Origin of the sequence: Streptomyces sp. NPDC020422 (genome assembly GCF_044386705.1) — a bacterium.
GTDB lineage: Bacteria > Actinomycetota > Actinomycetes > Streptomycetales > Streptomycetaceae > Streptomyces.
This window is the reverse complement of the sequence record NZ_JBIRVJ010000004.1, coordinates 37,568-56,138: the sequence shown is the minus strand read 5'-3', so window position 1 is coordinate 56,138 and position 18,571 is coordinate 37,568. Positions and strand designations below refer to the sequence as shown.

The 18,571-nt window shown below is 72.1% G+C and carries 13 protein-coding genes and 4 tRNA genes; 10 read left to right on the top strand and 7 right to left on the bottom strand.

The features are described 5' to 3' along the window. Positions 1–4: 4 nt before the first annotated feature. Positions 5–3,964, bottom strand: a complete 3,960-nt coding sequence (hrpA, locus tag ACH414_RS10980) for an ATP-dependent RNA helicase HrpA (RefSeq protein WP_398941554.1) — start codon at positions 3,962–3,964, stop codon at positions 5–7. A 118-nt stretch (positions 3,965–4,082) separates the two neighbouring features. Between hrpA and ACH414_RS10975 the strand changes: the two genes are divergently transcribed. Genes ACH414_RS10975 through ACH414_RS10965 form a run of 3 tightly spaced genes read left to right on the top strand, consistent with a single transcriptional unit; the run spans position 4,083 to position 6,116 of the window. Beyond that, the gene (locus ACH414_RS10975) at positions 4,083–4,439 is read left to right on the top strand and encodes a hypothetical protein (protein ID WP_398941552.1); all 357 of its coding nucleotides are present in this window, start codon (positions 4,083–4,085) and stop codon (positions 4,437–4,439) included. Positions 4,440–4,497: 58 nt separating this feature from the next. Next, positions 4,498–5,286, top strand: a complete 789-nt coding sequence (locus tag ACH414_RS10970) for a DsbA family protein (protein WP_398941551.1) — start codon at positions 4,498–4,500, stop codon at positions 5,284–5,286. Further along, positions 5,283–6,116: a cytochrome c biogenesis CcdA family protein gene (locus tag ACH414_RS10965; RefSeq protein WP_398941550.1), complete on the top strand. Its 834-nt coding sequence runs from the start codon at positions 5,283–5,285 to the stop codon at positions 6,114–6,116. Before ACH414_RS10970 ends, ACH414_RS10965 begins: the two co-directional genes overlap by 4 nt. A gap of 96 nt (positions 6,117–6,212) precedes the next feature. Here ACH414_RS10965 and ACH414_RS10960 read toward each other — a convergent pair. The 3 genes from ACH414_RS10960 to ACH414_RS10950 all read right to left on the bottom strand — a co-directional run bounded on the left by ACH414_RS10960 (position 6,213) and on the right by ACH414_RS10950 (position 6,524). Next, a tRNA-Phe gene (locus ACH414_RS10960) sits at positions 6,213–6,286 on the bottom strand. A gap of 53 nt (positions 6,287–6,339) precedes the next feature. After that, a tRNA-Asp gene (locus ACH414_RS10955) sits at positions 6,340–6,413 on the bottom strand. Between the two features lie 38 nt (positions 6,414–6,451). Next, a tRNA-Glu gene (locus ACH414_RS10950) sits at positions 6,452–6,524 on the bottom strand. A gap of 104 nt (positions 6,525–6,628) precedes the next feature. Here ACH414_RS10950 and ACH414_RS10945 point away from each other — a divergent pair. The 4 genes from ACH414_RS10945 (at position 6,629) to ACH414_RS10930 (ending at position 10,433) form a co-directional block, all read left to right on the top strand. Further along, the gene (locus ACH414_RS10945; RefSeq protein ID WP_365762440.1) at positions 6,629–6,979 is read left to right on the top strand and encodes a metallopeptidase family protein; all 351 of its coding nucleotides are present in this window, start codon (positions 6,629–6,631) and stop codon (positions 6,977–6,979) included. A gap of 129 nt (positions 6,980–7,108) precedes the next feature. Next, positions 7,109–7,726, top strand: coding sequence for a hypothetical protein (locus ACH414_RS10940; RefSeq protein ID WP_398941549.1), 618 nt, complete (start codon positions 7,109–7,111; stop codon positions 7,724–7,726). Between the two features lie 201 nt (positions 7,727–7,927). Next, positions 7,928–10,213 (top strand): DEAD/DEAH box helicase, encoded by a 2,286-nt coding sequence (locus ACH414_RS10935; RefSeq protein WP_398941548.1) that lies wholly within the window; start codon positions 7,928–7,930, stop codon positions 10,211–10,213. Between the two features lie 147 nt (positions 10,214–10,360). Beyond that, positions 10,361–10,433 (top strand) — tRNA-Lys (locus ACH414_RS10930). Between the two features lie 68 nt (positions 10,434–10,501). Here ACH414_RS10930 and ACH414_RS10925 read toward each other — a convergent pair. The 3 genes from ACH414_RS10925 to ACH414_RS10915 all read right to left on the bottom strand — a co-directional run bounded on the left by ACH414_RS10925 (position 10,502) and on the right by ACH414_RS10915 (position 15,638). Beyond that, positions 10,502–13,501 (bottom strand): glycine--tRNA ligase, encoded by a 3,000-nt coding sequence (locus ACH414_RS10925; protein ID WP_398941547.1) that lies wholly within the window; start codon positions 13,499–13,501, stop codon positions 10,502–10,504. Positions 13,502–13,575: 74 nt separating this feature from the next. Continuing rightward, positions 13,576–14,589, bottom strand: coding sequence for a hypothetical protein (locus ACH414_RS10920; RefSeq protein WP_398941546.1), 1,014 nt, complete (start codon positions 14,587–14,589; stop codon positions 13,576–13,578). Further along, positions 14,583–15,638, bottom strand: coding sequence for an LD-carboxypeptidase (locus ACH414_RS10915; RefSeq protein ID WP_398941545.1), 1,056 nt, complete (start codon positions 15,636–15,638; stop codon positions 14,583–14,585). The genes ACH414_RS10920 and ACH414_RS10915 overlap by 7 nt, the downstream gene beginning before the upstream one ends. Positions 15,639–16,003: 365 nt before the next feature. On the opposite strand from ACH414_RS10915, the gene ACH414_RS10910 reads away from it, so the two are divergent. Genes ACH414_RS10910 through ACH414_RS10900 form a run of 3 tightly spaced genes read left to right on the top strand, consistent with a single transcriptional unit; the run spans position 16,004 to position 18,517 of the window. Beyond that, complete coding sequence (locus ACH414_RS10910) at positions 16,004–16,150, top strand: hypothetical protein (RefSeq protein ID WP_382538552.1); 147 nt, start codon at positions 16,004–16,006, stop codon at positions 16,148–16,150. Between the two features lie 49 nt (positions 16,151–16,199). Then, positions 16,200–17,471 (top strand): acetyl-CoA carboxylase biotin carboxylase subunit family protein, encoded by a 1,272-nt coding sequence (locus ACH414_RS10905; RefSeq protein WP_382538549.1) that lies wholly within the window; start codon positions 16,200–16,202, stop codon positions 17,469–17,471. Next, entirely contained in the window at positions 17,468–18,517 is a 1,050-nt protein-coding gene (locus ACH414_RS10900) for a branched-chain amino acid aminotransferase (RefSeq protein ID WP_386562877.1), read from the top strand. The genes ACH414_RS10905 and ACH414_RS10900 overlap by 4 nt, the downstream gene beginning before the upstream one ends. The last annotated feature ends 54 nt before the right edge of the window (positions 18,518–18,571 follow it).

The window sequence follows — 18,571 nt, the reverse complement described above, 5'->3', positions numbered from 1 at the left end:
CGGGCTACGGCACGGCCGCGTCGATCGCCTTCACGATCCGCTTGTCCGAGACCGGGTACGCCGTGCCCAGGGCGTGCGCGAAGTAGCTGACCCGCAGCTCCTCGATCATCCAGCGGATGTCCGTGACCTGGGTCGGCACCGGCCGTCCCTTGGGGAGCTGTTCGAGCAGCCAGGCGTACTCGTCCAGCATCTCGTGGACCTTCTCCATCCGGGTGGTGTCCCGCTGGACGCCCGTCGGCATCTGCTGGAGCCGCCGGTCCACCGCCACCAGATAGCGCATCAGGTCCGGCAGCCGCTTCAGCCCCGTCCGGGTGACGAAGCCGGCCGGCATCAGCCAGGACAGCTGGTCCCGCACGTCCTTGAGGTTCGCCAGCAGCGCCGGGCTGCCGGTGGCCTTCAGGCGCCGCTCGCAGGCCTGCCAGGCCGCCAGGACCTGCTGCACCTGGCCCACGGTCCTGATGGTCAGCTCGACGAGGTCGGTGCGGACCTTGTCGTACAGCTTCCGGAAGGACTCCTCGTCCCACACCGGGCCGCCGTGGTCGGCGATCAGCTTGTCGGCCGCGGCGGTCGCGCAGTCCTCGAAGAGCGCCTGGATCGATCCGTGCGGGTTCGCCGACAGGGCGAGCTTCTGCTGGTTGGTCAGCCGGTCCGAGGCGAACTTCGCCGGGTTCACCGGGATGTTCAGCATGATCAGCTTCCGGGTGCCCCGCCACATCGCCTGCGCCTGCTCGGCCTCCGTGTCGAAGAGGCGCACGGCCACCGAGTCGCCCTCGTCGACGAGGGCCGGGTACGCCTTGACCGGCTGGCCGGCTTGCCGGGTCTCGAAGACCTTCGTGAGCGTGCCGATCGTCCACTGCCTGAGCCCCGAACGCTCCAGGGAGGGCCCTGAGCCGTCCGGGCCCGCCGTGGCCGCCTTGGCGGCCTTGGAGAGCGCCTGACGGGCCTTGGGGCGCAGTCGGAGCTTGAGGGCCTCCAGGTCCTTGTCCTCGGCCAGCTTGCGGCGCCGCTCGTCGACGATCCGGAAGGTGATCTTGAGGTGGTCGGGGAGCTTCGCCCAGTCGAAGTCCTCGGCCGTCAGCGGGACGCCGACCATCCGCTGGAGCTCGCGGGCGAGCGCGCCCGTCAGCGGCTCCTGGACGGGGACGACCGCGTCCAGGAAGCGGCTCGCGAAGTTCGGCGCCGGGACGTAGTGGCGGCGGATCGGCTTGGGCAGGGACCGGATCAGTTCGGTGACGACCTCCTCGCGCAGGCCCGGGATCTGCCAGTCGAAGCCCTCGTCGGTGACCTGGTTGAGCACCTGGAGCGGGATGTGGACGGTCACGCCGTCCGCGTCCGCGCCGGGCTCGAACTGGTAGGTCACCCGGAACTTCAGCGCGCCCTGCCGCCACGAGTCCGGGTAGTCGTCCTTGGTGACCGCTCCCGCCTTCTCGTTGATGAGCATCTCGCGCTCGAAGTCGAGGAACTCCGGCTCCTCGTGGCGCTTGTGCTTCCACCAGGAGTCGAAGTGCGCGCCCGAGACGACGTGCTCGGGCACCCGCTTGTCGTAGAAGTCGAAGAGCGTCTCGTCGTCGACGAGGATGTCCCGGCGCCGGGCGCGGTGCTCCAACTCCTCGACCTCGGTGAGGAGTCTGCGGTTGTCGGCGAAGAACTTGTGGTGGGTGCGCCAGTCGCCCTCGACCAGGGCGTTGCGGATGAACAGCTCGCGGGAGACCTCGGGGTCGATCCGGCCGTAGTTCACCTTGCGGTCGGCGACGATCGGGACGCCGTACAGCGTCACCTTCTCCAGGGCCATGACCGCGGCCTGGTCCTTCTCCCAGTGCGGCTCGCTGTACGTCTTCTTCACCAGGTGCTGGGCCAGCGGCTCGATCCACTCGGGCTCGATGCGCGCGTTGACCCGCGCCCACAGCCGGGAGGTCTCCACCAGCTCCGCGGACATGACGAAGCGCGGGGGCTTCTTGAAGAGCGCGGAGCCGGGGAAGATCGCGAACTTGGCGTTGCGGGCGCCGAGGTACTCGTTCCTGGTGCCCTCACGCTTGGCGTCCTTCGCCTCCTTCACGTCCTTCAGGCCGATGTGGCTGAGGAGGCCGGCCAGCAGGGACACGTGGACGGACTGCTCGGGCGCGTCCTCCTCGTTGAGGTGTATCCCCATCTGCTTGGCCACGGTCCGCAGCTGCGCGTAGATGTCCTGCCACTCCCGGATGCGCAGGAAGTTCAGGTACTCCTGCTTGCACATCCGGCGGAAGGAGCTGGAGCCGCGCTCCTTCTGCTGCTCGCGGACGTAGCGCCAGAGGTTGAGGAAGGCGAGGAAGTCGCTGGTCTCGTCCTTGAAGCGGGCGTGCTGCTGGTCGGCCTGGGCCTGCTTCTCGGCGGGGCGCTCGCGCGGGTCCTGGATGGAGAGCGCGGCGGCGATCACCATGACCTCGCGGACGCAGCCGTTCCGGTCGGCCTCCAGGACCATCCGGGCGAGCCGCGGGTCCACGGGCAGCTGGGAGAGCTTGCGGCCCTGCTCGGTGAGCCGCTTCTTCGGGTCCTTCTCGGCCGGGTTCAGCGCGCCCAGCTCCTGGAGGAGCTGCACGCCGTCCCGGATGTTGCGGTGGTCCGGCGGGTCGATGAAGGGGAACTTCTCGATGTCGCCGAGGCCGGCCGCGGTCATCTGGAGGATGACGGAGGCCAGGTTGGTCCGGAGGATCTCCGCGTCCGTGAACTCCGGGCGGGTGAGGAAGTCGTCCTCGGAGTAGAGGCGGATGCAGATGCCGTCGCTGGTACGGCCGCAGCGGCCCTTGCGCTGGTTGGCGCTGGCCTGGCTGATCGGTTCGATCGGCAGCCGCTGCACCTTGGTGCGGTGCGAGTAGCGGGAGATGCGGGCGGTGCCCGGGTCGATCACGTACTTGATGCCGGGGACCGTCAGGGAGGTCTCGGCGACGTTCGTGGCGAGGACGATCCGGCGGCCCGAGTGCGCCTGGAAGACCCGGTGCTGCTCGGCGTGGCTCAGGCGGGCGTAGAGCGGGAGGACCTCGGTGTTGCGCAGCTGCTTCTTGAGCAGCGCGTCCGCGGTGTCGCGGATCTCGCGCTCGCCGGAGAGGAAGACCAGGATGTCGCCGGGGCCCTCGGCCTGGAGCTCGTCGACCGCGTCGCAGATCGCGGTGATCTGGTCCCGGTCGGCCTCCTCGCCGTCCTCCTCGAGGAGCGGCCGGTAGCGCACCTCGACCGGGTACGTACGGCCGGAGACCTCGACGATCGGGGCGTCGCCGAAGTGGCGGGAGAAGCGCTCGGGGTCGATGGTCGCGGAGGTGATGACGACCTTGAGGTCGGGGCGCTTCGGCAGCAGCTGGGCCAGGTAGCCGAGCAGGAAGTCGATGTTGAGGGACCGCTCGTGGGCCTCGTCGATGATGATCGTGTCGTAGGCGCGCAGCTCGCGGTCCGTCTGGATCTCCGCGAGCAGGATGCCGTCGGTCATCAGCTTCACGAAGGTCGCCTCGGGGTTCACCTGGTCGGTGAACCGGACCTTCCAGCCGACGGCCTCGCCGAGCGGGGTGCGGAGCTCCTCGGCGACGCGCTCGGCGACCGTGCGGGCGGCGATCCGGCGGGGCTGGGTGTGGCCGATCATGCCCCGGACGCCGCGGCCGAGCTCCAGACAGATCTTGGGGATCTGCGTGGTCTTCCCGGAACCGGTCTCGCCGGCGACGATCACGACCTGGTGGTCGCGTATCGCCTCGGCGATCTCGTCCTTCTTCTGGGAGACGGGCAGCTGCTCGGGGTACGTGACCGCGGGCACGCGGGCGGCGCGCGCGTCGACCCGCTCCTTGGCCTTGCCGGCCTCGGCGGCGATCTCGTCCAGGACGGCCGTGCGGGCCTCGGGCTTGCGGATGCGGCGGGCGCCTTCGAGACGGCGGCCGAGCCGGTGGGAGTCCCGCAGCGAGACCTCGGCCAGGACGGACTGGAGGGCGGCGAAGGAAGTAGACATACGGGATCCAGGATCGCACCTGCCGAGGAGAAGCGGCGAACCGATTTACGAGGGCGGCACGGGCGGCCCCCGTAATATTTCGGGCACACCGGCCAGCACCGTCCCGAAAGGTTTCCGCATGTCCCCCGCCGCCCGCACCGCGCGCGCCCTCGTGGTGTTCGCCGCGCTGGCGGGTCTGGTGCTCGGCCTCGCGGTCCGCGGGGCCGCGACGCCCCCGGCCGCGCCGGGACCGGCCGTCGCGGGGGCCGTCACCCCCGGCTGCGGGCAGGGCCACCCGGCCGACGAGGGGGCCGCGGGCCCCGTCGTGCCCCCGCGGGCGCACGGCTTCGGGGAGCTGCTGCCCGCGCTCGTGCAGGCCCGGGACGGCTGTGCGAGCCTGGCCGCGGACGAGGGCCCGGCCGAGGCGACCAGGGGCCGGGAGCCGCCCGCGCTGGTGCCGCCCTCGCCGGTGGAGCTGTCGATCCTGAGGGTCTAGACGGCGGGCGCCACTCCTCGCCCCCCGTCCTCTTTCTCCACCCCAGGAGCGCTTCAGCATGTCCACGTCCAAGTCCCACAGCCCGTCCCGGCCCAAGTCGACGTCCACGCCCCCGTCCAAGTCCAAGCCGATCATGATCATCGGCGGTGTCGTGCTCGCCGCCACGCTGCTCGGCGTCGCCTCGTACGCCACCACCAAGCCGTCCTCGCCCTCCGCCTCCTCCGGTGCCGCCGCCGAGGTCTCGGCCGACCCGTCCGCCGGGGTCTACCCGGAGCTGGAGGCGTACGCCCGCCGGGACGCCGCCGACGGGCTGGCCCTCGGCCGGGCCGACGCGCCGGTCGTCCTGATCGAGTACGCCGACTTCAAGTGCGGCTACTGCGGCAAGTTCGCCCGGGACACCGAGCCCGCGCTGGTGAAGCGCTACGTCGACGCCGGCACCCTGCGCATCGAGTGGCGGAACTTCCCGATCTTCGGCGAGGAGTCGGAGGCGGCGGCCCGCGCCTCCTGGGCGGCCGGGCAGCAGGGCCGGTTCTGGCAGTTCCACAAGGCCGCGTACGCGCAGGGCGCCAAGGAGAAGGGCTTCGGCAAGGAACGCCTCGCCGCCCTCGCCCAGGAGGCCGGGGTCCCGGACCTCGCGCGCTTCACCCGTGACACGGACAGCGCCGCCGCCCGGGCGGCGGTGAGCAAGGACCAGGAGCAGGGCTACTCGCTCGGCGCCACCTCCACCCCCTCCTTCCTCGTCAACGGGCGTCCGATCGCGGGCGCCCAGCCGATGGAGGCGTTCACGGAGGCCATCGACGCGGCGGCCAGGGCGGCGGCGGCCAAGAAGCCGGGGCCGAAGGCGTGACCTCCGGCATCGGCTACTTCGCGGCCTTCCTCGGCGGTCTGCTCGCCCTGCTCAGCCCCTGCAGCGCCCTGCTGCTCCCGGCCTTCTTCGCCTACTCCGTGGACGGCCGGGCCAGGCTGGTCGCCCGGACCGGCGTCTTCTACGCGGGTCTGGCCACCACCCTCGTCCCGCTGGGCGCGGCCGGCTCCTTCGCCGGGCGCCTCTTCTACGGCCACCGGGACCTGCTGGTGGCCGTGGGCGGCTGGCTGATCGTGGCCCTCGGGGTGCTGCAGATCCTCGGTCTGGGCTTCGCGTCCCGCCGGATGAGCGAGGCGAGCGGCCGGATCCGCCCCACGACGGCGTTCTCGGTCTACGCCCTGGGCCTGGTCTACGGCCTCGCCGGGTTCTGCGCGGGCCCGATCCTGGGCAGCGTCCTGACCGTGGCGGCGCTCGGCGGCAGTCCGGCCTACGGGGGACTGCTCCTCGCGGTGTACGCGCTCGGCATGGCGGTCCCGCTCTTCGTGCTCGCGCTGCTCTGGGACCGCTACGACCTGGGGCGGCGGCGTTGGCTGCGCGGCCGGCCGATCCGGCTCGGGCGGCTCGAACTGCACTCGACCTCGCTGCTCTCGGGCCTGTTCTTCATCGCCCTCGGGACGCTCTTCCTGGTCTTCGACGGGACCACCGCGCTGCCGGGGCTGCTGTCCGTGGACGACTCCTTCGCGGTGGAGGAGCGGGTGGCGACGCTGGGCCGCACGGTCCCGGACTGGGCGCTGCTCGTCGCGGTGCCGGCCGCGGCGGCGGCGGGGCTCGCGGTGCGGGCGTGGCGGGGGAGGCGGCGCGAGGAGGCGTGACGGTACGGGGAGGAGGGCGCCGTCCTCCTCCCCGTACCCCCTTGGCGGGGACAGCACGAAGAAGGCCCCGTTCTCTCGAACGGAGCCTTCTCTTTGTGGCTGGGGCCGGGGTCGAACCGGCGACCTATCGCTTTTCAGGCGATCGCTCGTACCAACTGAGCTACCCAGCCTGGGGCATCCCCCTGCTCGAAGAGCCTGGGGACGAGGCTGTTTCCAGCCTCAGCGATCCTGACGGGACTTGAACCCGCGACCTCCACCTTGACAGGGTGGCGAGCTAACCAACTGCTCCACAGGACCATATGGTGTGCGAGACAAGTCTCGCACAGGGTTGTGCGTGCCCCCAACGGGATTCGAACCCGTGCTACCGCCTTGAAAGGGCGGCGTCCTGGGCCACTAGACGATGAGGGCTAAGGGCCCACCTGGGCGCTTTCCAGCGCGTCGGGGACGTGAGAAGCATATGGGATGCCGGCCGGTATCGCCAAAACGGTTTCCACCGGAGGGAGAATGGGCGCGTGCTGGAGATGACGCGCGAGGAGTTCGAGGAGCTCGTCGCCGAAGCCCTGGACCGGATCCCGCCGGAGCTCACCCGGCTGATGGACAACGTCGCCGTGTTCGTGGAGGACGAGCCGTCGCCCGACGATCCCGAACTCCTCGGGCTCTACGAGGGGACTCCGCTGACCGACCGGGGCGAGTGGTACGCCGGCGTGCTCCCGGACCGGATCACCGTCTACCGGGGGCCGACCCTGCGGATGTGCGAGTCCCGGGAGGACGTGGTCGCGGAGACGGAGATCACCGTGGTCCACGAGATCGCCCATCACTTCGGCATCGACGACGAACGGCTGCACGCGCTGGGCTACGGCTGAGCCGTCCGGGCCGGGCCGGCCGCGTCTGGGGCGTGTCCCATGCGGCGCCAAGGGAGTTGGGCAGGGCAACGCGTTCGATCAGACCGATCAGCGTTCCGATCCTGCCTGTCATGTCCTGGAGGTGCCTCCGTGCGCCATTTGCCCACCCCTGTGCGCTGGGCCGCCACCGCGTTCGCGGTCGCCGCCTGTGCGGGCCTGAGCGGCTGTATGAGTGTCAGCGACGACGGCGCCAAGCCGGCCCCCAGCAGCTCCGCCGGGAAGCGCGGCGAGGCGGCCGGTTCCGCGGAGGACGGCGGCCTGTCCGGCGGGCACGGCGGGGGAGGGTTCGACCGCACGGCCAGGAGCGGTCCCGACGCCGACGGCTCGGGCAAGGAGTCGCCGGTGCCGAGCGGCTCCGCCACGGCCCCGGCCAAGTCGGCCGGCGGCGTCGGCGCGGGTGGCGCGGGTGGAGCGGGCGGGGCGTCGAAGCCCACGCAGCCGCCCGGCGGGACGGGCGGCCCCGCCGCGAGCACGGGGGGCGACTCGGGGGCGCCCGGTGGCGAGACCACGCCGCCGGTCGATCCGCCGCAGCCCACGCCGACCCAGGACCCGACCACGCCCCCGCCGGAGCCGACGGCCGAGCCGACGGTGAGCGAGACCCCCTCGACCACCCCCGGGGCCGACACCCATATGGGTGCCATGCGGGCCGCGGAGGGGCCCGGCGGACCCACCGAGCCGGAGGCATCACCGCAGGCCAGGCCGATGTGACGCAGGCCGGTTTGCCTTGGACGGGGGGGAGTGCGTATGGTGGTAGATCGTTTGATCCCATTTGCCCGGCGCCACGACCGAAGAGCGCCGCGACTGGCGCGTACTCTCCCTTGCCGTGGCTGACCGCATTGAGGCGGTCCGTAGTGCGAAACACGGAGTTGACGGGCGCGTGCCGAGACTCCGGAAGGTTTCGCATTTCGCATGTCCATTTTCAGTTCTGATCACGCCGTCCTGCCCGAGAACGAGAACGACGAGATCGTCGCCGAGGCCGTAGCGGCCGAGGACGTCGTCGAGACCGTCGAGGCCGACGGCACCGTCGAGGCCGACGAGACCCCCGCCGACGAGACCCCCGCCGACGAGACCCCCGAGATCACCTTCGGTGACCTGGGTCTCCCCGAGGGCGTCGTGCGCAAGCTCGCCCAGAACGGCGTGACCACCCCCTTCCCGATCCAGGCCGCGACCATCCCGGACGCCCTGGCCGGCAAGGACATCCTCGGCCGCGGCCGCACCGGCTCCGGCAAGACCCTCTCCTTCGGTCTGCCGCTGCTCGCCACCCTGGCGGACGGCCACACCGAGAAGAAGAAGCCCCGCGGCGTCATCCTCACCCCGACCCGTGAGCTCGCGATGCAGGTCGCGGACGCCCTCCAGCCCTACGGCGACGTGCTCGGCCTCCGGATGAAGGTCGTCTGCGGCGGTACGTCCATGGGCAACCAGATCTACGCGCTCGAGCGCGGCGTCGACATCCTCGTCGCCACCCCGGGCCGACTGCGCGACATCATCAACCGCGGCGCCTGCTCGCTGGAGCAGGTCCAGGTCGCCGTCCTCGACGAGGCCGACCAGATGGCCGACCTGGGCTTCCTGCCCGAGGTCACCGAGCTCCTCGACCAGGTCCCGGTCGGCGGCCAGCGTCTGCTCTTCTCCGCCACGCTGGAGAACGAGATCGACAGCCTGGTCAAGCGCTACCTGGTGAACCCGGTCACCCACGAGGTCGACCCGTCCGCCGGCGCCGTCACCACCATGACCCACCACGTCCTGGTCGTGAAGCCGAAGGACAAGGCGCCGGTCACCGCCGCCATCGCCGCCCGCAAGGGCCGCACCATCATCTTCGTCCGCACCCAGCTGGGCGCCGACCGCGTCGCCGAGCAGCTGCGCGAGTCGGGCGTGAAGGCCGACGCGCTGCACGGCGGCATGACCCAGGGCGCGCGCACCCGCACCCTGGCCGACTTCAAGGACGGGTACGTCAACGTCCTCGTCGCCACCGACGTCGCCGCGCGCGGCATCCACGTCGACGGCATCGACCTGGTCCTCAACGTGGACCCGGCCGGCGACCACAAGGACTACCTGCACCGCTCGGGCCGCACCGCCCGTGCCGGCCGCTCGGGCGTCGTGGTCTCCCTGGCCCTGCCGCACCAGCGCCGCCAGATCTTCCGCCTGATGGAGGACGCGGGCGTCGACGCCTCGCGCCACATCGTCGGCGGGGCCGGCGCCTTCGACCCCGAGGTCGCCGAGATCACCGGCGCCCGTTCGCTGACCGAGGTCCAGGCCGACTCCGCGAACAACTCGGCCAAGCAGGCCGAGCGCGAGGTCGCCGACCTGACCAAGCAGCTGGAGCGCCTGCAGCGCCGCGCCGTCGAGCTCCGCGAGGAGGCCGACCGCCTGGTGGCCCGCGCCGCCCGTGAGCGCGGCGAGGACCCGGAGGCCGCGGTCGCCGAGGTGACCGAGGCCGCCGAGGCCGAGCTCGCCGAGGCCGTCGCCGCCGTGGCCGCGGAGCCCGTGCGCGAGGAGCGCCGCGACTTCGACCGCCGTGACGACCGCGGTGGCTTCGAGCGCCGTGACAACGACCGTGGCGGCTTCCGCCGCGACAACGACCGCGGTGACCGTGGCGGCTTCCGTCGCGACAACGACCGCGGCGGCGACCGCGGTGGCTTCCGCCGTGACAACGACCGCGGTGGCGACCGTGGTGGCTTCCGTCGGGACAACGACCGTCCGTCGGGTGGTTTCCGTCGGGACAACGACCGTCCGTCGTTCAACCGCGACCGTGACAACGACCGTGGTGGCTTCCGTCGCGACAACGACCGTCCGTCGGGTGGTTTCCGTCGGGACAACGACCGTCCGTCGTTCAACCGCGACCGTGACAACGACCGTGGCGGCTTCCGCCGTGACAACGACCGCGGTGGCGACCGTGGTGGCTTCCGTCGCGACAACGACCGCCCGTCGGGTGGTTTCCGTCGGGACAACGACCGTCCGTCGTTCAACCGCGACCGTGACAACGACCGTGGCGGCTTCCGCCGCGACGACCGCCCCTCCGGCGGCCACCGTGGCAGCGACCGTCCGTTCAACCGCGACCGTCGTGACGACCGCCCCTCCAGCGGCTTCCGCCGTGACGACCACCGCCCGTCGGGCGGCGGCTTCCGCCGCGACGACCACCGCCCCTCCGGCGGCGGCTTCCGCCGTGACGACAAGCCGCGCTGGAAGCGCAACGGCTGACCTTCCGTAAGGCCGTGAAAGGGCCCGCCTCCGCACTTCGGTGCGGGTGCGGGCCCTTTCCGTCGTCCGGCGGCCGGTGTGCCGGGGCCGATACCCGATCCGTTTCGGGTGGGTCTCCGGCTATGCTGCTCGGGTGTGCTTGTCCACGGGCCGTTAGCTCAATTGGCAGAGCAGTGGACTTTTAATCCATTGGTTGTGGGTTCGAGTCCCACACGGCCTACCGAAAGAAGCGCCCCGCCCGGTTCGACCGGACGGGGCGCTTCCGCGTTTCACGAGCCGTTCACGGGCTTACAGGGCGCTCCAGTTGAGGGTCGTGCGCGCGAGGGCCGCGACGTCGTCCAGGAGGGCGAGGCGGGCGGCGCGGATCGCCGGGTCGGGGTCCATGACGAGGACCTCTTCGAAGAAGGTGTCGATCGCCGGGACCAGCGGGGCGGAGACGGCCACGAGGGCGTCCAGGTCGTCCTCGCGGCCCGTCAGGGAGGCGCGGGCGGCCGCGGTGGCCTCGGCGAGGCGGAGTTCGGCCGGGGCGGTCAGGAGGGAGCGGTCGGCGGGCTCGGCCGCCGGCGTCTTCGGCAGGATGCGCAGCACCCGCTGGAGGGCGGTGGTGAGGGCGTCGAAGCCCTCGGTGCCGAGGTGGCGTTCCAGGGCGGCCAGGGTGCGGTCGCCGTGGGCCGGGCGGTCGGCCCAGGGCAGGACGGCCTGGACGAGGCGGTGCTCGTGGCCCGCGTCGGTGAGCTGCTGCTCGTAGCGGCGGGTGATGAGCTCGGCGGCCTCCGCGAGCCGCTCGGCGGGCACCTCGACGCCCTGGGCGGCGTAGCGGTCGGCGGCGGCGCGCAGGCCGTCGCGGACCCGCAGGCCGGCCACCGCGGGGGCGCTCCGCAGGACGTTGAGCAGGCCGATGGCGGCCCGGCGCACACCGTACGGGTCGGAGCTGCCGGTCGGCGCGGCGCCGATGACGAACATGCCGGTGACCAGGTCGAAGCGGTCGGCGAGGGAGAGCAGGACGCCCGCGTCGGTGGCGGGGAGCGCGCCGCCGGAGGAGCGGGGCAGCTCCATCTCGGCGAGGGCGCGCGCGACCTCGGCGGACTCGCCGGCGCGGAGCGCGTACTCCTCGGCCATCACTCCGGCGAGGCTGGAGAACTCGACGACCATCTGCGAGGCCAGATCGAACTTGGCCAGTTCGCCGGCGCGGCGCACGGTGGCGAGGGTCTCCGGCGCCAGGCTCGTCCGGCCGGCGAGTTCGGCGGCGAGGGCGGCGATGCGGTCGGCGCGGTCGGCGACGGTGCCGAGCCGCTCCTCGAAGGTGAGCTTGTCGAGCCGGCCGCGGAACTCCTCGGGGGCGACCTTCAGGTCGGCGCGCCAGAAGAAGGCCGCGTCCTCGTAACGCGCCCGGAGCACCGCCTCGTTCCCGGCCCGCACCACGTCGTCGTCGCAGGTGCCGTTGGCGAAGGTGAGGAAGTGCGGCAGGAGGCGCCCGTCGGCGTCGAGCACCGGCAGGTAGCGCTGGTGCTTGCGCATCACGGTGGTGAGGATGCCCGACGGCAGGTCGAGGTAGGACTCGTCGAAGGAGCCGCGGACCGGGCGCGGGTACTCGACGATGTCGGTGATCTCGTCGATCAGACCGGCCTCGCCGGCCACGTCGACACGGCCCCCGACCTCGGCCGCCGCCTCGTGGGCGCCGCGGACGACCGCGGCACGGCGCTCGTCGCGGTCCAGCAGGATGTTGTGCATCTTGAGGAAGTGGGCGTAGCCCTCGGCGGACGCCACCGGGACCACCGGCTCGGCGGCCGTGCGGTGGACCCGGGTGGTGGTGCCCGAGGCGAGCGAGGAGACGGCCACCGGCAGCGGGGTGTTGCCGAGCAGGGCGAGCAGCCAGCGGACCGGCCGGGAGAAGGACAGGGTCGGGTCGTTCCAGCGCATGTTGCGGCCGGCGCGCAGCTCGGCGACGACCTCGGCCAGCAGCTCGCTGAGCACCTCGACCGCCGTGCGGCCGGGCGCCTCGCGGGTGAGCGCGATGTAGTCGACGCCGTCGACGTCCAGGACCTGCAGGTCGGCGGGGTCGACGCCCTGGCTGCGGGCGAAGCCGAGCAGGGCGGGGGTGGCGGCGCCGTCCCGGTAGGCGGCGGCGGTCTTGGGGCCGCGCACGGTCCGGACGGTGTCCGGCTCGCGCGGCTCGACGGCCTCGACCGTGACGACGATGCGGCGGGGGGTGGCCATCGCGGTGACCGGGCCGTGCGCCAGGCGGGTGGCGGACAGCTTGGCCGTGACCGCCTCGCGTACGGCGTCGGTGGTGGCGACCACGTCGGCGTACGGGAGTTCCTCGACGCCGATCTCGAAGAGCAGTCGCTCGGTGCCGGGCACGTTCGGCAGTTCGGCGCGCACGGCGGGGGCCGGGACGGCGGCCGTGCCGAGGGGGTGTTCGAGGGCGGCGCGGCGCTGGCCCCAGAGCTTGGCCGACTCGTGGGTGAGCCCGCGCATCAGGGAGAACGCCTTGGCGCGCTCGGTGGTGCTGAGCGCGCCGCGCGCGTCGAGCACGTTGAAGGTGTGGCTGCACTTGAGGACGTAGGTGTACGCCGGGATGGGCAGCTCCAGGTCGAGCATGCGCCGGGCCTCGGAGGCGTACTCCTCGAAGAGCCTGCGGTGGGTGTCCACGTCGGCGTCGTCGAGGTAGTGGCGGCTCCACTCGTACTCGCTCTGCCCGAAGACCTCGCCGTAGGTGATGCCCGGCGCGTAGGCGATGTCCTTGAAGTGGTCGACGCCCTGGAGGTTCATCAGGATGCGCTCGAGGCCGTAGGTGATCTCCACGGAGACCGGGGCCAGGGTGACGCCGCCGACCTGCTGGAAGTAGGTGAACTGGGTGATCTCCATGCCGTCCAGCCAGACCTCCCAGCCGAGGCCCCAGGCGCCGAGGGCCGGGGAGGCCCAGTTGTCCTCGACGAACCGCACGTCGTGCGCGTCGAGGTCGATGCCGAGGGCCTGGAGGCTGCCCAGGTAGAGCTCCTGCGGGTTGCCCGGGTCGGGCTTGAGGATCACCTGGAACTGGGTGTGGGTCTGGAGCCGGTTGGGGTTCTCGCCGTAGCGCGAGTCGTCCGGGCGGACGCTCGGCTCCACGTAGGCGACGCTCCACGGCTCGGGGCCGATCACCCGCAGCGCCGTGGACGGGTTGGCCGTACCGGCTCCCACCTCCGTGTTCAACGGCTGCGTGATCATGCACCCGTTGTCGCTCCAGTACTTCTGCAGGGTGAGGATGGCTTCCTGCATGGTCAGCGGTGTCTGGCCGTTGTTCATGGTGATCGAATCGCCTGTTTTCCGAGTCGGTCGAGCAAGGGGTCTGGTGTGGGGGTGTCCGAGGTGCCGGGGCCTCAGCCGGCCTGGCGCCAGTCTGCCAACAACTTGGCGGCCGTCTCACCGGGGGAGAGCTCGACGACGTCCTCGCCGGGCGGGCTGGCGTGCCGGCGCAGCCGCTCCTCGGCCGCCGCGACCGCTTCGGCGGCGGGCTGCCACCGCTCGGCCGGGCCGGCGATGCGCTCGCCGAGCAGGCGCAGCAGGGCGCGGTAGTTCTGGCCGCGGCCCCGGGCGACCGGGCGCAGGCCCTCCATGGCCAGCACGGTGGCCGAGGACAGCGCGTCCAGGGCGGTCAGGTCGCTCACACCGTGCCGGACGGCGGCCGTGGCCGGTCCGGCCAGGACGGGGTGGGCCAGGCTCATGGCCTGGACGAGGACCATGTTGACGCCGAAGGCGAGCTCGACCCCGATCGGCTGTCCGGACTCCTCGATCACGATGACGTTGGCGACGTCGGCCCAGCCGCGCGGGCCGCGCAGGGCGATGTTGGCGTTGCGGCCGGTGACGCCGGGCATGCCGAAGACGTGCCGGAAGCCCTCGGGGGAGCGCTCGGGGGCGACGGCGAGGCCCGCCTCGATCCCCGCCTCGATCAGGTCCCGGTCCTCGGCCAGGACCCGCAGGCGTACGTCGCCGGGGGCGAGGCCGAGCCCGTCGACCAGGAGGTCCCGGGCGAGCGCGGAGAGCCGGGGGGCGTCGCCGGTGGGGCCGAGCGCGCCGAAGGACATGAAGGAGCACCCGAACGGGGACATCGCACCGGTGCGCCGGACGTGATCGAGGTTGCGCAGCCGCAGGGCGGGCTGGACCAGGAAGGCGCGCTCGCGCACCCCGCCGGCGAGCAGTGGCTTCAGCACGCTGATCGTGGAGTTGGTGTAGCGCACGGACGGGTCGTGGCGGGAGACCACGGGCCGGCGTTGCCGCTCCTTGTAGCCGGCGGCCAGGCTCGCGTCCCGGAAGGCCTCGACGACGTCGACGGCGGCACCGGGGACGGCCTCGATCGCCGCGTGGCCCTCGGCGGGCTTCGGCAGGGTCACCATCCGGCACCGCCCGCGGGGCGCGCCACGACGGCCGGGGCGTCGAGGGAGAACGTCGTGCCGTCGAGGGTGGCCCGTACGCCCAGGGGCAGGGTCACCATGGGGCTCGTGTGGCCGGAGGGGAAGCCGATGACGACGGGGAAGTCGTGGCTGGCCAGCATCTCGGTGACCGCGTGCCCCAGTTCGGGTATCTGCTCGTCGGTGTAGGGCCAGCCGAACACGACCGCGCGTACCCCCTCGAACATCCCGGCGAGCCGCATCGTCAGCAGGTCCTCGGCCGCGTTCACCATGGAGTACGGCGCCTGCGGGGTCTCCAGCAGGACGATGCCGTCGGTGAAGTCGGGCTGCCACGGAGTGCCGACCAGGCGCCGCAGCACCGGCAGACAGCCGCCGGTGAGGGTGCCCGAGACCCGGCCGGGGCGCAGCACCTCGACCGGCGGTACGGGATCGGCGCGGCGGACCCGGCCGGGGCCGCCCCAGTCCGCGCCCTCCCGGACGATCCGCTCGGGCCGCGGCACGGGCCCGGCGGGTGCGGCGGTGCCGGTGACCTTCAGGAAGTGCTCCGCCGTCTCCCGCAGCGGCGCCGGGTACTCCGCCCACTCCGCCATGATCGACGGCCCGTAGAAGGTGACGAGGCCGGTCCGGGCGCGGATCGCGGTGTGCAGCGTCGAGATGTCCGAGTAGCCGCAGAAGACCTTGGGGTGCGCGGCGATGAGCTCGTAGTCGAGCTCCGGGAGGAGCTGCGCGCTGAGGCTGCCGCCGATCGCGCACAGCACCCCGCGGACCTCGTCGTCGGCGAATGCCTCGTGGAGGTCCGCGACCCGCTGCTCGACCGTGCCGGCGGTCCAACGGCCGGTGGCGAGCGCGTTCTTGGCGAGCCGGGGGCGCAGACCGACGTCCCGCAGGGCCTGCAGTCCGCGCTCCAGGCGTGCGGGGTAGCTGCCGGCCGCGCCCGCGGCGGGGGAGACGACGGCGACCACGTCACCGGGTGCGAGGGCGGGGGGCAGGACCGGCGCGGGCGCCGGGTGCCGCCACGGTGGTGCGGGTGTCATGAGCGGGCCCTTCCCTTGGTTCCGGGGTTTATACGGAAAGACATGCGACTCCTCACGGGAACGGCATTCGCCCAGTTTTCCGGTCCCTGCGGGAAGATTCGGACGGCGGCGTGCCGAAAATGCTGATCCGGTCGGACTTCCTCTCGAAAGAATGGCAGAGTTCCTCGCGGATCCTCGCGGAGTAAAGCTACGCGATAAACGGTCGGGGCCTCGCGGATCCGCCAGTCCTGAATGTGCCAGGCAGCAACGTGCCAGCTCATGCCCTTGATGCCGCGGCGACCTGGTCCGTAGATTCTGGTTCACCGGAAGCCGCCGGGCGTTCCGGGTTCGCAGTGACGAACGTTGAATCACTCCAGGGGGATCCCATGAAGTTCCTGACGCGCGCTATTTCCGCTCTCTCGCTTGTCGCGGCCGTTCTGGCGCTGGGTGCCACGACCGCAAGCGCCGATGAAGCGACCGCTCCGGACGTCACGGCGAGCACGGTTTACCCGGCGAGCCTGAACTGGGACTAGCAATAGCCCGGTAATTGTCCTGAGCGCTGAAAAGGTAGAGCGGCGAGGTATGAGCGAAATGAATGTCCTGGTCTATTCGTGGAACGCGGTCACGCTGGAGGCGCTCCTCGACGGAGGCGCCCGGGTGACCCTGGTCTTCGACGGGTGGGAGGCGACGCACCGGACCATCGACCCCGAGCTGCTCGCCCGGGTCGACCGCCACTATGTGATCACCAGCTACGACGCGCTGGGCGAGGTGGCGCAGCTCGCCGTCGAGCTCCGCGCCACCGGGGTGAAGATCGACCGGGTCATCAGCCTCTCGGAGTTCAGCCAGTTCAGCGCCGGCTACATGGCCACGGTGCTCGGCCTGCCGCAGCCGTCGATCGAGAAGTCGGTCCTCATGCGCGACAAGCGCGCCATGAAGGACCGCGCGGCCGGCGCCGGCATCGCCTGTGCCCGCTACGAGTCGCTCTCCACGGGCGACATCGAGGGCTCGGTGCGCCGGGTCGAGGAGCGGCTCGGCTTCCCCGTCATCGTGAAGCCGGCCGCGGGTCTCGGGTCGGTCGGCACCTCCAAGGTGCACGACGCGGAGGAGCTGACCGCCGTGCTGGCCAAGGCCCGCAGCGGCGGAGGAGCGGCCGGCGTCACCCAGTTCCTCATCGCGGAGGAGCCGATCGACGGGGACGAGTACCACGTCGACGCGGTCTGGGAGGGCGGGACCGCGCAGATCCTGGGCGTCAGCCGCTATCTGCGCCCGCGGATGCTGGTGGAGACGCCGGGCCGGGACAACGGCTCGATCCTGCTGCCCCGCGACCGCGAGCCCGAGCTCTACGCCGAGGTCGAGGAGCTGCACGCACGGATCAACGCGGCCTTCGAGATCACGGACGACATCACCCACCTGGAGATCTTCCGGCGGGCCGACGGCCGGCTGTGGTTCTCCGAGATGGCGACCCGCTTCGCCGGCGGCGCGATCCCCGAGAGCTTCAAGCCGTACGGCGCCGACCTGCGCGAACTGTGGATCGACGCCGTCCTGAAGAAGGACCGCGAGCCGCTGAAGCTGGCCACGCCCCCGTACCCGTACGTCGGCTGGATCAACCTGGCCCCCACCGCCGCCGGTGTCATCACCAAGGAGCCGAGCGACGAGCAGCTGGCGCCCTTCCCGTACGTCCTGGACGTCATCCGGGCGCGTGCGGTGGGCTTCGACATCGAGGAGCTGCACCCCTCGGTCTGGTGCCTGATGCTGGTCATCGGCGCCGACAGCGAGGCCGAGTTCCGCGAGCGGGCCGCCGAGCTGGAGGAAGCGCTGCTCTCCTCGTACGAGACCTCGGAGCAGGTGTCGTGAGCACGGCCGCAGAACCGGCCGAGGCACCCGCCGCGCTCGGTTTCGGGGCCCGCTTCACCGCCGGCATGGTGGTGTCCCGCTGGACCGCGGGCGAGGGCTGGTCGCCGCTGGAACTCGTCCCGCACCAGGCGCTCGCACTGTCCCCCGCGGCCATGGCCCTCCACTACGGCCAGGCCATCTTCGAGGGGCTCAAGGCCTTCCCGCGCGCGGACGGTTCGCTCGCCCTGTTCCGGCCGCTCGCCAACGCCGAGCGCTTCAACCTCAGCGCAGAGCGGCTCGCCATGCCCGCCCTGCCCGTGGAGACCTTCGTCGACGCGTGCGCCCGGCTGGTGCGGCACGACGCCGACGAGGTGCCGCGGGGCCCCGGACAGAGCCTCTACCTGCGGCCCTTCATGATCGCGGTGGAGCCGAGCCTGGGGGTGCGCCCGGCCCGGGAGTACCTGTTCGCCGTGATCGCCTCGCCCGTCGACCACTTCTTCGCGGACGGCTACGCGGGCATCGACGTCTGGTGCCCGCCCGACCAGATCCGCGCGGCGCCCGGTGGCACCGGCGCGGCCAAGTGCGCGGGCAACTACGCCGCCAGTCTGGCCGCCAAGTCCCGTGCCGTGGAGCAGGGTTTCCACGAGGTCCTGTGGCTCGACGCCCGGGAGCACCGCTTCGTCGAGGAGCTCGGTGCCATGAACTTCTTCGGCGTCACCCGCGACCCGGCGGGCGAACCGGTCCTAGTGACCCCGCCGCTGTCGGGGACGATCCTGGCCGGCAACACCCGTGACGCCCTCCTCGCACTCGCGGCCGACCTGGGCGTGCGCACCGAGCAGCGCCCCGTCGACATCGCCGAGTTGACCTCGGGCGGGGGCTTCGAGGAAGCCTTCGCCTGCGGCACCGCGGCCTCCGTGGTGCCCATCGCCAGCGTGACGACCGTCGGGGGACGGTACGTCATCGGCGACGGCAACCCGGGCGCCCTCACCTCGCGACTCCGCGAGGAACTGGCCGCCCTGCAGTACGGGGAACGCCCCGACGTCCGGCAGTGGATGCACACGGTCTGACCCGGGAGCGGCTCGGCCGCCGGACGGACCGTCCGGCGGCGGGACCCGTCCGGC